This is a genomic window from Pseudanabaena sp. 'Roaring Creek' (assembly GCF_001402795.1).
Lineage (GTDB): Bacteria > Cyanobacteriota > Cyanobacteriia > Pseudanabaenales > Pseudanabaenaceae > Pseudanabaena.
The window spans coordinates 1-674 of sequence record NZ_LIRE01000595.1; the positions used below are offsets into that span (position 1 = coordinate 1).

At 37.2% G+C, this 674-nt stretch carries 1 protein-coding gene; it reads left to right on the forward strand.

All coding sequences use genetic code 11. The features are described from left to right. Positions 1–674 (forward strand): hypothetical protein (locus AC805_RS26445; RefSeq protein ID WP_197278769.1); only part of this gene is annotated, 674 nt, incomplete at both ends.

The following is a 674-nucleotide window of genomic DNA, read 5'->3' on the forward strand; positions in this document are numbered from 1 at the left end:
GATATGGCTCGGTTAGGTGATATCACTCGAAGCGATCGCCCAATCCAAAGAGAGTTAAATCCTTCTATTCAACCTGTCTTAGATTCCCCAAGCACTGATATTCAAAGACAAGTTATCTCAAACGATGTTGAATCACATAATTCTCCTCAAATCCAAAGATCCAATGATAATGCTTCACTAATTCAAAGAGCATCAACTTCCGATCAACCTATTGCAGAAACACCAGATAACCAGTCCACCGATATAAATCAGGTAGTCCAAAGACAAGTTGATTCTGACAATTTACCGAATTTGACAATTGTAAATAATACTCCTTTAGAAAGCGATCGCAATATTCAAGCAAGTGTCAATGCAGATTATTCTGCTCCTATTCGAGATATTGCTCAAGATATTAATTTATTTCAAACTGATGCGATACAAAGACAGACTAGCGATCCTAATCCTATGGATCGCAATCAACCTGATATAGCTCAGCTAAATGATATTACTCAAAGCGATCGCACAATCCAAAGAGAGTCAGACTTTACCGCTCAACCTATCTTAGATTCTCAAACCACTGAAATCCAAAGACAAGTTATCTCGAAGGATATTGAATCAAATAATTCTCCTCAAATCCAAAGATCTGATGATAATGCTTCACTAATTCAAAGAGCATCAACTTCCGATCAACCCAT